This is a genomic window from Paracoccus sp. (in: a-proteobacteria), assembly GCF_046289755.1.
Lineage (GTDB): Bacteria > Pseudomonadota > Alphaproteobacteria > Rhodobacterales > Rhodobacteraceae > Paracoccus.
This window is the reverse complement of record NZ_JBKBVD010000008.1, coordinates 74,167-85,513: the sequence shown is the minus strand read 5'-3', so window position 1 is coordinate 85,513 and position 11,347 is coordinate 74,167. Positions and strand designations below refer to the sequence as shown.

12 protein-coding genes are annotated in these 11,347 nt (G+C 67.4%); all 12 read left to right on the top strand.

Annotated elements, in window-relative coordinates:
- The first annotated feature begins 168 nt into the window (after nt 1-168).
- The 12 genes from ACK41U_RS04855 to ACK41U_RS04800 all read left to right on the top strand — a co-directional run bounded on the left by ACK41U_RS04855 (nt 169) and on the right by ACK41U_RS04800 (nt 11,338).
- The gene (locus tag ACK41U_RS04855; RefSeq protein WP_409676791.1) at nt 169-1,989 is read left to right on the top strand and encodes a M3 family oligoendopeptidase; all 1,821 of its coding nucleotides are present in this window, start codon (nt 169-171) and stop codon (nt 1,987-1,989) included.
- Nucleotides 1,990-2,111: 122 nt separating this feature from the next.
- Nucleotides 2,112-3,293, top strand: a complete 1,182-nt coding sequence (locus tag ACK41U_RS04850; protein WP_409676788.1) for a dipeptidase — start codon at nt 2,112-2,114, stop codon at nt 3,291-3,293.
- A 9-nt stretch (nt 3,294-3,302) separates the two neighbouring features.
- Nucleotides 3,303-3,686, top strand: coding sequence for a D-ribose pyranase (rbsD, locus tag ACK41U_RS04845; protein ID WP_409676786.1), 384 nt, complete (start codon nt 3,303-3,305; stop codon nt 3,684-3,686).
- Between the two features lie 60 nt (nt 3,687-3,746).
- A complete protein-coding gene (locus ACK41U_RS04840) occupies nt 3,747-3,893 on the top strand; it encodes an entericidin A/B family lipoprotein (protein WP_409676783.1) in 147 nt (48 codons plus the stop codon).
- Nucleotides 3,894-4,068: 175 nt separating this feature from the next.
- Nucleotides 4,069-4,860 (top strand): molybdate ABC transporter substrate-binding protein, encoded by a 792-nt coding sequence (modA, locus tag ACK41U_RS04835; protein ID WP_409676780.1) that lies wholly within the window; start codon nt 4,069-4,071, stop codon nt 4,858-4,860.
- A 3-nt stretch (nt 4,861-4,863) separates the two neighbouring features.
- A complete protein-coding gene (gene modB, locus ACK41U_RS04830) occupies nt 4,864-5,532 on the top strand; it encodes a molybdate ABC transporter permease subunit (protein WP_409676777.1) in 669 nt (222 codons plus the stop codon).
- Nucleotides 5,532-6,629: a molybdenum ABC transporter ATP-binding protein gene (gene modC, locus ACK41U_RS04825; RefSeq protein WP_409676774.1), complete on the top strand. Its 1,098-nt coding sequence runs from the start codon at nt 5,532-5,534 to the stop codon at nt 6,627-6,629. The genes modB and modC overlap by 1 nt, the downstream gene beginning before the upstream one ends.
- A gap of 56 nt (nt 6,630-6,685) precedes the next feature.
- On the top strand, nt 6,686-7,504 hold the full coding sequence (phnC, locus tag ACK41U_RS04820) for a phosphonate ABC transporter ATP-binding protein (RefSeq protein ID WP_409676771.1): 819 nt from the start codon (nt 6,686-6,688) through the stop codon (nt 7,502-7,504).
- A gap of 33 nt (nt 7,505-7,537) precedes the next feature.
- Nucleotides 7,538-8,437 carry a phosphonate ABC transporter substrate-binding protein gene (gene phnD / locus ACK41U_RS04815; protein WP_409676768.1) on the top strand — a complete coding sequence of 300 codons (900 nt, stop codon included), beginning with the start codon at nt 7,538-7,540 and terminating at the stop codon, nt 8,435-8,437.
- Nucleotides 8,438-8,511: 74 nt separating this feature from the next.
- Nucleotides 8,512-9,369, top strand: a complete 858-nt coding sequence (gene phnE, locus ACK41U_RS04810; protein WP_409676765.1) for a phosphonate ABC transporter, permease protein PhnE — start codon at nt 8,512-8,514, stop codon at nt 9,367-9,369.
- Nucleotides 9,366-10,679 (top strand): phosphonate ABC transporter, permease protein PhnE, encoded by a 1,314-nt coding sequence (gene phnE / locus ACK41U_RS04805; RefSeq protein ID WP_409676762.1) that lies wholly within the window; start codon nt 9,366-9,368, stop codon nt 10,677-10,679. The genes phnE (ACK41U_RS04810) and phnE (ACK41U_RS04805) overlap by 4 nt, the downstream gene beginning before the upstream one ends.
- The gene (locus ACK41U_RS04800) at nt 10,676-11,338 is read left to right on the top strand and encodes an SDR family NAD(P)-dependent oxidoreductase (RefSeq protein ID WP_409676760.1); all 663 of its coding nucleotides are present in this window, start codon (nt 10,676-10,678) and stop codon (nt 11,336-11,338) included. The genes phnE (ACK41U_RS04805) and ACK41U_RS04800 overlap by 4 nt, the downstream gene beginning before the upstream one ends.
- Nucleotides 11,339-11,347 lie beyond the last annotated feature (9 nt).

Sequence of the window (11,347 nt, the reverse complement as noted above, 5' to 3'; positions counted from 1 at the left end):
CCGCGTTGTTGGGCCCCCCGTCGGGGGGGGGGGGGGGGGCCGCCGGGGGGGGGGCCCCCCCCCCCCCCGCACCGCCCGCCCCCATACCCCCTTCATGCGACGGGCTTGCACCTGCCGACCCAAGCCGCCACATCTTGGCACAACCGAAGACGAACGAAGGAGCCCCCCATGGCCGCCACGATGCATTTCGACGCCCAGGACCCCGCAGGCGGCACCGCCGGTCCCGATGCGCTTCCCGTCTGGGATCTGACCGATCTCTACCCGGCCCCCGACAGCGCGGAACTGACAGCCGACATCGCCCGGCTGGACCGGATGGTTCAGGATTTCGCGGCGCGCCATCAGGGCAAGCTGGCTGATCTGTCAGCTGCAGCCATGCTGGACTGCATCCGCAGCTATGAGCAGATCGACGAGATCGCGGGCCGGATCATGTCCTATGCGGGCCTGCGCTATTACCAGAACACGACCGACCCGGTCCGCGCCAAGCAGATGGGCGATCTGCAGGCGAAGATCACCGATCTGACCACGCCGCTGGTCTTCTTCAGCCTCGAATTCAACCGCATCCCGGACGCGACCTATCAGGCGGTCTTCACCGCCCCCGATGGCCCGGCGCGCTACAAGCCGGTCTTCGATCGCATGCGCGCCATGCGCCCGCACCAGCTGTCCGACGAGCTGGAGCAGTTCCTCCACGACAGTTCCGTGGTCGGCGCCGCCGCCTGGAACCGCCTCTTCGATGAGACCACCGCCGCCCTGACCTTTGAGGTTGACGGCGAAACACTGGGGCTGGAGGCGACGCTGAACCTGCTGACCGATCACGACCGCGCCCGCCGCGAGGCGGGCGCCCGCGCGCTGTCGCAGGTCTTTACCGCCAATACCGGTCTGTTCGCGCGCATCCACAACACGCTGGCCAAGGAAAAGGCCATCGAGGACAAATGGCGCCACATGCCCAGCCCGCAGCATGCCCGCCACCTGTCCAACCATGTCGAGCCCGAGGTGGTAGAGGCGCTGCGCAATGCCGTGACCGCCGCCTATCCGCGCCTGTCGCACCGCTATTATGCGCTGAAGGCGCGCTGGCTGGGGCTGGACCGGCTGCAGGTCTGGGACCGCAACGCCCCCCTGCCGACCGATGCGCCCCGGACCATCGGCTGGGCCGAGGCACGCGCCACGGTGATGGACGCCTATGCGGGCTTTGCGCCGGAACTGGCCGAACTGGCCGAACCCTTCTTCGATCACGGCTGGATCGACGCGGGCGTGACGCCGGGCAAGGCGCCGGGGGCCTTTGCCCATCCGACCGTGACCAGCGCGCATCCCTATATCCTGCTGAACTATCTGGGCAAACCGCGCGATGTGATGACGCTGGCGCATGAGCTGGGCCATGGTGTCCACCAGCGCCTGGCCGCAGCCCAGGGCGAGTTGCTGGCCGCCACGCCGCTGACCCTGGCCGAGACGGCCTCGGTCTTTGGCGAGATGCTGACCTTCCGCGCACTGCTGGCCCGCACCACCGATCCGGCCCAGAGAAAGGCGCTGCTGGCAGGCAAGGTCGAGGACATGATCAACACGGTCATCCGCCAGATCGCATTCTACGACTTCGAATGCCGCCTGCACGCCGCCCGCGCCGAAGGAGAGCTGACCCCCGATGACATCAACGCCCTCTGGATGGAGGTTCAGCATGAAAGCCTTGGGCCGGTCTTCGACTTCATGCCGGGCTATGAGAGTTTCTGGACCTATGTGCCGCATTTCGTGCATTCGCCGTTCTATGTCTATGCCTATGCCTTTGGCGACGGGCTGGTGAACGCGCTTTATGCCGCCTATGAGGACGGGCTTGCGGGCTTTCAGGCGAAGTATTTCGAGCTGCTGCGGGCGGGCGGCTCGCGTCACCACAAGGAGCTGCTGGCGCCTTTCGGGCTGGATGCCTCGGACCCGGCCTTCTGGGACAAGGGTCTGTCGATGATCGAGGGGTTCATTGATCAGCTGGAGGCGCTGGAGGACTGACCCGAAGACGGGGGCTGCCGCCCCCGCACCCCCGCGGATATTTATGGACCAATGCAGGGGAAAGGCGGTGGCCATTGCCGCGTGAGCGGCTATCCTGCGGGCGGGTTGCGGCAGGAGGGGATATGCTGAGACGGGTGCTGGTGGGGCTGGGTGTGGTTCTGGTCGCGGCGGCGATCGCGTTTTTTGCCCTTGCGCCTGCCGAGGTCGAGCGGCGGATGAACACTGTCACCATGCCCGCGGCGGGCTGGCCGGTCAGCGCGGAGGCGCAGGCGCTGCATGCGCGGCTGGTGATCGGCGATCTGCATTCGGACGCCTTGCTGTGGGGGCGCGATCTGCTGCGGCGGGTGGACCGGGGCCATACCGACATTCCGCGCCTGCGCGAGGGCAATATGGCGGTTCAGGTCTTTACCACCGTCACCAAAAGCCCGCGCGGGCAGAATTATGACCATAACAGCGCCGGGGGCGGCGACAATATCACGCCGCTGTTCATCGGCCAGCTGCGCCCGCCCCGCGCCTGGTTCTCGCTGCGCGAGCGGGCGCTGGTGCAGGCGCGCGCGCTGGCGCGTGCCGAGGCCCGCGCGCCCGATCAGATCCGCATCATCCGCACCCGGCAGGATCTGGACGCGGTTCTGGTGGCGCGGGCGCAGGGCCAGCCGCTGCTGGGCGCGATCCTGGGGTCCGAGGGCGGGCATCCGCTGGAGGGGGATCCGGCCAATCTGGAGCTGCTGTTCGATGCCGGGTTCCGGCTGATGGGTCTGACGCATTTCTTTGACAATGAGCTGGGCGGCAGCCTGCATGGCGAGGGCGGCTCGGGAGACGGGCTCAGCGAGTTCGGGCGTCAGGTCGTGGACGGGATGATCGCGCGCGGGATGATGATCGACCTGACCCATGCCGCGCCCCGGATGGTGGCGGATGTGCTGGAAATTCCCGGCGCGCGCCCGGTGCTGTCCCATACCGGCATTCATTCGCATTGCCCCGGCCCGCGCAATATCAGCGATGATCTGGTGGCGGCCATCGCGCAGGCGGGCGGGCTGATCGGCATCGGCTTCTGGTCGGATGTGGTCTGCGGGCGCAGCCCTGACGACATTGCCGGCGCGATCATGGCCGCGATCGGTCTGGTGGGCGAGGATCACGTCGCGCTTGGCTCGGACTGGGACGGGTCGGTCGATGTGCCCATGGATGCAGCCCATCTGGCCGCCCTGACGCAGGCGCTGATGCAGGCGGGCCTGGGCGAGGATCAGATCGAGAAGGTGATGGGTGGCAATATGATGCGCTATCTGCGCGATGTCCTGCCGCAGGAATGAGGGGATGAGATGAAACGAACCGCTTTGCTGAATGCGCCTCTGTCGGGGGTGGTGGCCGCGATGGGGCATGGCGATCTGCTGGTGATCGGCGATGCCGGGCTGCCGGTGCCGCCCGGCGTTCCGGTGATTGATCTGGCGGTGACCGCCGGGGTTCCGGGCCTGTTCGACGTTCTGGACGCGGTTCTGTCGGAACTGGTGGTCGAGCGGGCCGCCGTGGCCGATGAGGCCGCAGCCGCGCTGGTCGCGCGTTTCGCCGGACGCCCGGTCGGGGCGCTGGCGCGGGTCCCGCATGACGAATTCAAGCGCCGCATGGCCGGGGCCCGCGCCGTTGTGCGCACCGGGGAATGCACGCCCTATGCGAATATCTGCCTGTGGTCAGGGGTTGCCTTCTGAGGCGGGAACCACCCGGCCCGGCTGACGTTTCTTTGCAGACAGCATGCAAAGGAGCCTGAAATGAAACGGAAACTTCTTAGCCTTGGTGCGATTTTGGCGATCACGGGTCTGGCGGCCTGTGAAACCGTTCAGGGGGCCGGGCGCGATATCTCGACCGCAGGGCAGGTGATTCAGCAGGAAAGCGCACAGGCCCAGACCGGCATGTGATCCGGCCCGCCGTCCGCCACAGAATGCCCCCCGGCAATCACCTTGCCGGGGGGCTTTTGCATGCAGGGGTGGCTCTGACCCTCGATCCGGATATAGCCGGACGGAAATAACGCTTGATCGGGGGGCCTGTCCCGGCGGATAACGGGAGGCCATGTCCCCCTCCCCCGGAGCGCAGATGATGCCGCCTGTCCCCCGCCGCCTGATCCTCGCCGCCGCGCTGAGCCTGTTCGGGCAATCGCTGGCTGCCGTGGCGGCGCCCGAGGCGCCGGTGATTGCCGCCGCCGCCGATCTGCAATTCGCCGTGACCGAGATCGCCGAAGCCTTTACCGCCGAGACCGGCATGACCCTTCGGCTGAGCTTTGGTTCGACCGGCAATTTCGCCCGTCAGATCCGCGAAGGCGCGCCGTTTCAGATCTTCATGGCGGCCGACGAAGCCTTTGTCAGCGATCTGCATGCGGACGGGTTCACGGTGGACGGTGGTGATCTCTATGCCCTCGGACGCATTGTGGTGATGGCGCCGCATGGCTCGGCTCTGCGCCCTGATCCGCAGATGGAGGGGCTGGCCCGGATGCTGGCGGCGGGTCAGATCGCGCGCTTTGCCATCGCCAATCCCGACCATGCCCCCTATGGCGCGCGCGCGCGCGAGGCGCTGATCACCCGCGGTCTGTGGCAGGATATTCAGCCCGTGCTGGTCATGGGCGAGAATGTCGCGCAGGCGGCGCAGTTCGCGCTGTCGGGCAATGCGGCGGGGGGAATCATCGCCTATTCGCTGGCGCTGGCCCCGCCGGTCGCGGCGCGGGGGGAATTCGCACTGATCCCCGCCGACTGGCACGCGCCCCTCCGCCAGCGCATGGTGCTGCTGAACGGCGCCGGAGAGGTCGCGCAGGCCTTCTATGCCTATCTGCAGGGCCCGGCGGCGCGCGACACCCTGCAGCGCTATGGCTTTGAACTGCCGGTGGGCGGTTAAGCGGTGGATTGGGCGGCACTGTGGCTGTCGATGCGGCTGGCGGGATGGACGGTGGTGATGCTGCTGCCGGTCTCGATCCTGATGGGGCGCTTTCTTGCCTATCGCCGCTTTGCGGGCAAGGGCGCGGTCGAGGCGCTGGTCATGCTGCCGCTGGTGCTGCCGCCGACCGTGTTTGGCTTTTATCTGCTGGTGGCCTTCGGCGCAGGCTCTCCGCTCGGGCAGCTGTGGACGGCGATGTTCGGTCACCAGCTGGTGTTCAGCTTTCAGGGGCTGGTGCTGGCCTCGGTCATCTTCAACCTGCCCTTTGCGATCCAGCCTGCGCAGCGCGGTTTCGAGGCCGTGCCCGCCGAGATCCGCGAGGCCGCCGCCTGCTGCGGCATGTCGCCCGCGCGCCGGTTGTGGCGGATCGAGCTGCCGCTGGCATGGCCCGGCGTGATGACGGCCATGGTGCTGACCTTCGCGCATACGCTGGGGGAATTCGGCATCGTGCTGATGGTCGGCGGTGCGATCCCCGGCGAGACGCGGACCATCGCCATCGCCATCTATGACCGGGTGCAGGGCTTTGACAATCGCGGCGCGGCGGTCATGTCGACGGTGCTGGTGGCGATCTCGCTGGTGGCGATCTCGCTGACCTATCTGCTGTCGGCGCGCATCGGGCGGAGGCTGGGCTGATGGCGCTGGAGGTGATGATGCGCGCGGATCAGCCCATCCCCCTCGATCTGGCCTTCCGGGTCGGGCCGGGCGAGCTGCTGGCGCTGGTCGGGCCGTCCGGGGCGGGCAAGACCACGGTGCTGCGCGGCATCGCGGGGCTGTGGCGCCCGCAGGCCGCACAGGTGCGGGTGGCGGGGGCGACATGGCTGGACACGGCCACGGGCGTCGCGCTGCGCCCCGATCAGCGCCGCGTCGGCGTGGTGTTTCAAAGCTATGCGCTGTTTCCGCATATGACGGCGGCGCAGAATGTCGCCGCAAGCCTCGACCACCTGCCCCGCGCCGCCCGCGCCCCCGAGGCCGCGCGCCTGCTGGATCTGATGGGGCTGCACGACCTGTCCGGTCGCAGACCCGCGCAGCTGTCGGGCGGCCAGCAGCAGCGGGTGGCGCTGGCCCGCGCCATGGCCCGCAACCCGCAGGCGCTGTTGCTGGATGAGCCGTTCTCGGCGGTGGATCAGGCCACGCGCAGGCGGTTGCACGACCGGATCATCGCGCTGCGCCAGCATCTGGCGATGCCGGTGGTGCTGGTCACGCATGATCTGTCCGAGGCGCAGCTGCTGGCCGACCGCATTCTGGTGATCGAGGGCGGGCGGATGGTGGCCGAAGGCCCGGCGGGCACGATCATGGCCGACCCCGCCGCCCTGCGGGCCATGGGCCTGCCCGATCTGGTGTCGGTCCTGCCCGCGACGGTCCTGGGACATGATACCGATGGAATGACCGCGTTTCAGACCGCTGCCGGGCCGCTATGGTTGCCGCAGACTGATGCGGCCCCCGGTACGCAGGTCGGGCTGCGGATCGGCGCCGGGGATGTGATCGTCGCCCGCGACCGCCCCGAGGGGCTGTCGGCGCCCAACATCCTTGCCGCGCATGTGACTGACCTGTCCGGCGGCACCGGCCCGCAGATCACGCTGCGCCTGGACGCCGGGGGCAGCACTCTGCTGGCGCGCATTCCCCGGCGCGCCGCCGTTCAGCTGCAGCTTGCGCCGGGCCAGCAGGTCCATGCGATCGTGACCTCTGCCAGCGTGATCCGGGGCGCTGTCACGGTATCTTCACCGGACTGACGGCACAGCGTCACGCAGGGCGCCTAGACGGCCCTTCGGAACATACGAGGGACCGGATGCTGGACGTCAGACAAGTCACGAAGATCTTTGGCCAGAAAGCCGCCGTCGAGAAAGTCAGCTTTGCCATCGACGGCCCTGCCTTCGTGGGCATCATCGGACGGTCGGGTGCAGGGAAATCCACCTTTCTGCGGATGATGAACAGCCTGACCCCGGCCACCAGCGGCGAGATCCGCGTCGACGGCCGCGATATTCTGGCGCTGCGGGGCCGCGATGCCCGCGCCTGGCAGAGCGATTGCGCAATGATCTTTCAGCAGTTCAATCTGGTGCCGCGCATGGATGTGGTGTCGAACGTGCTGCATGGCATCCTGAACCGCCGCTCGACCCTGCAGACCGTGTTCAGCATGTGGTCCAAGGATGACATCGTGCAGGCCCTGTCGATCCTCGACCGGCTGGGCATTGCCGAACAGGCGCCCAAACGCGCCGAGGCCCTGTCGGGCGGCCAGCAGCAGCGCGTGGCCATTGCCCGCGCGCTGATGCAGGACCCCAGGATCATTCTGGCGGATGAGCCCATCGCCAGCCTCGACCCGATGAACGCGCAGATCGTGATGGACACGCTGAAACGCATCAATGTCGAGGATGGCCGCATGGTCATCGCCAACCTGCACACGCTGGACACGGCGCGGCGCTATTGCGACCGGGTGATCGGCATGCGCGACGGCCGCGTCGTGTTTGACGGCGTGCCCGAGCAACTGACCACCGGCGTCGCCCGCGACATCTATGGCGCCGATGCCAGCTTCAACGAATCCGCGACCTCGACCGCGATTCCCACGGATGCCCGCGCCGACGACGCCTATGCCGCGTCGATGCTGGCCTGACCCTTTCCCAACCCGTTCCCTTCGGAGACGAACATGACCAAGCTGATGATTGCTCTGGCAACCACGACCGCACTGGCAGGCGCTGCCGGCGCGCAGGAGCTGACCGAATTCCGCATCGGCCTGCTGGGCGGCGAGAACGCGCAGGACCGCCTGTCCTCGAACGAATGCTTCCGCGTCTATGCCGAAGAGGCGCTTGGCGTGCCGACCCGCCTGTTCACCCCCGCCGACTATAACGGCGTCATCCAGGGCCTGATCGGCGGCTCGCTGGATATGGCCTGGCTGGGTGCCTCGGCCTATGCGGCGGTCTATGTGGCCGACCCGGAAGCAGTCGAGACCGCGATGGTCAAGACCAACCTCGACGGCACCTATACCTATCACTCGATCGGTTTTGCCCGCGCCGACAGCGGCATCACCTCGCTGGATGACATGAAAGGCAAGTCCTTTGCCTTTGCCGATCCGAACTCGGCCTCGGGCTATCTGATCCCCAAGGTCGAACTGCCGGCACTGGGCTATTCGATGGAAGAGGGCGAGTATTTCAGCCGCATCGGATTTTCGGGCGGCCATGAGCAGTCGATCATCGCGGTTGTGAACGGCGATTACGACGCGGGCGTGGTCTGGGCCGACGGTCTGGGCGAATGGGAAGACGGCTACAATTCGGGCGCCCTGCGCCGCGCGACCGATACCGGCATCGTGGACATGAACGACATCGTGGAAATCTGGCGCTCGAACCCGATCCCGGAAGGCCCGGTCGTGCTGCGCAAGTCAATGCCTCAGGAAGCCAAGGACACCATCATCGAACTGCTGGCCAACCTGCACGAGACCGACCCCGATTGCGCCTATGGCGTCGCGGCGGGCGAGACGGCGGGCTTCACCCCGGTCACGCATGAAGAATACGCCACCATCATCGAGATCCGCAAAGCCGAGATGAACTGAGCCGCGCTGATCCCTCTGGCCGGACCCTGCACGCGCCGGGTCCGGCCTTTTCCATATTTCCCCCGGAGAGACGCATGAGTGCCGCAGTCGCGCTGAGCCAAATCCAGACCGAATATCTGGCGCTGACCCGGCGCCGCCGCATTTATGGCGGGCTGTTGATGATCGTCTTCGTGGCGATCTTTGTCTCGGGCTTCCGGGTCGCTGACGCCCGCAATGCGGGCGGCTTCTGGCAGGGGCTGCATCAGGTGGGCGATTTCCCCGCCGAACTGGTGACCGAGGCGTTCCAGAAGGCCGCCAACCTGCCCGCCCATATGCTGAACGCGGTCCCCGCCCTGATCGAGACGCTGAACATCGCGCTGGTCGCCACCCTGCTGGGCTGCATCGCGGGCACCGCCCTGTCGCTGGCCGCCACCCGCGGGCTGGCCTTCTGGCCGCGCATGGTGCCGGTCGCGCGGCGCGTGTCCGACATCTTCCGCGCCATCCCGGAAATCGTCATCGCGCTGATCCTGATCTTCATTCTGGGCGGCGGCCCGGTGCCTGCCGTCATCGCCATCGCGCTGCACACCGCAGGCGCCATGGGCAAGCTGTTTTCCGAGGTGAACGAGAATGTGGACATGAAGCCGGTCGAGGGGCTGGCCTCGGTCGGGGCCAACTGGTCGCAGCGCATGTGGCTGGGCGTGATGCCGCAGGTGGCGCCCAACTATATCTCGTATGCGCTGATGCGGCTGGAAATCAACATCCGCGCCTCGGCCATCCTTGGTTTCGTCGGCGCGGGCGGCATCGGCTACGAGCTGCGCAACGCCATGACGTTCGGGCAGGGCAAGTTCGATCAGGCCGCCGCCATCTTTGTGCTGCTGTTCGCCACCATCGTTCTGGTCGACCAGATCTCGGGCGCGATGCGCCACCGCCTGACCCACGGAGCCGCCGCATGAGCACCCTGACCCTTGAAGCGCAGGTCCTGCGCGGCTTTGACCGCAAACGCCGTCTTGCGCTGGCCGTGCCCGTCCTGCTGCTGGCCTATCTGATCTATGTCGCGCTGGCCTTTGATCTGGCAGGCCTCGCGCAGCGGGCGCGGATGGACAATGCCCGCATCCTGCTGGCCGATGCGATCAGCTACAAGACCCATGTGACGCGCGACAACCGCAGCGAGGCGGTGCAGATCAGCGTCGAGGGCTCCAACCGCGCCATCTACGCCCCCGACCGCATCCCCGCATGGGTCCAGCTGCAGGGCGATGTGACCCGCATTGATCTGGGCGGCGGCCATCTGGTCACCTATGACGGCCCGGTCACCAGCTACGAGATCCCCGATTACGGCACGCTGCGCCTGATTCTGGACGACGGCGTCACGATCGAGGCGCCTGCGGGCGAATTCCCCGGCAATATCAACGCCAGCGACGGCCGCGCCACGATCACCACCAATGAGGGCCGTATCACCGTCACCCGCGCCCGCACCGAGACCCTGCGCTATTTCTGGGGGTGGGAGATGTTCTTCTTCGACCTGTCCAGCCCTTTTTCGGGCCTCTCGGCGCCGCAGGTGATCGGGCTGGTTCTGGCGGGCGAGCGGATCGACCCCGACCGCAGCAACCTGTCGCTGGCCGCCTCGAACTTCTGGTATAACGGCATCTGGCGCCACGGAGAGGTCGCATGGGCGCTGCTGGAAACCATTCTGATGGCGTTTCTGGGCACGTTCGGCGCGGCCATGGTGGCGCTGCCGCTGGCCTTTCTGGCGGCGCAGAACTTTGCCCCCTCGCGCTGGCTGCGCTTCGGGGTGCGGCGGGTCTTTGACTTTGTGCGGGGCGTGGATGCGCTGATCTTCACCATCATCCTGTCGCGCGCCTTCGGCCCCGGCCCGCTGACCGGCACGCTGGCGATCCTGCTGACCGACAGCGGCAGCTTCGGCAAGCTGTTCTCGGAGGCGCTGGAAAACGTCGACAAGAAGCCCATCGAGGGCGTGCAATCGACCGGCGCCAACGCCATCCAGCGCTATCGTTTCGGGGTGATCCCGCAGGTGATGCCGGTGTTTCTGTCGCAGCTGCTGTATTTCCTGGAATCGAACACCCGCAGCGCGACCATCATCGGCGCCATCGTGGGTGGCGGCATCGGGCTGATGCTGACGCAGGCGATCCAGACCACGCAGGACTGGGAAAAGGTCAGCTATTACATCCTGCTGATCGTGGTGATGGTGATTGCCATGGACAGCCTGTCGGGCTGGCTGCGCCGCCGCCTGATCCGCGGCGAATGACCCCGCATCTTCTGATCACCGGCGGAGGGCGCGGCTTTGGCCGTGCCCTTTGCGCCGCCGCTCTGGCCGCGGGCTGGCGCGTCAGCACCACCTTGCGCAGCGGCGATGCCCTTCCCGGCGTCACGGCCCATCGGCTGGATCTGCGCGATCAAGCTGGCCTGTCCGCACTGGCGCAGGCGATCGGGCCGCTGGATGTGCTGATCAACAATGCGGGGATCATCGGCCCGTCCGCACGGGCGGGTGATCCGGTCGATGCGGCGGCGTTTCTGGACGTCTTCGCCACCAATACGCTGGCCCCGCTGGCCGTGACACAGGCGTTGCTGCCCAACCTGCGGGCGGCACCTTCCGGGCGGGGGCGGGTCATCTCGGTTTCCAGCCAGATGGCGTGGATGGGATACGCGAAATCCGACCATATCGCCTATCGCGCCAGCAAGGCCGCGCTGAACAAGGTGATGCAGGGGCTGGCCACCGATCTGGCGCCGATGGGCATCGTGGCCGTCGCCATCGACCCCGGCTGGATGCGCACCAGCATGGGAGGACCCGAGGCCGATCACGACCCTGCGGTCGTGGCCGGGAACCTGATCGCCCTGGCCGACCGGCTTGCACCCGGCGACAGCGGGGCCTTTCTGCACGCAGACGGCCGCCGCCGCGACTGGTAGGCCGGCTGC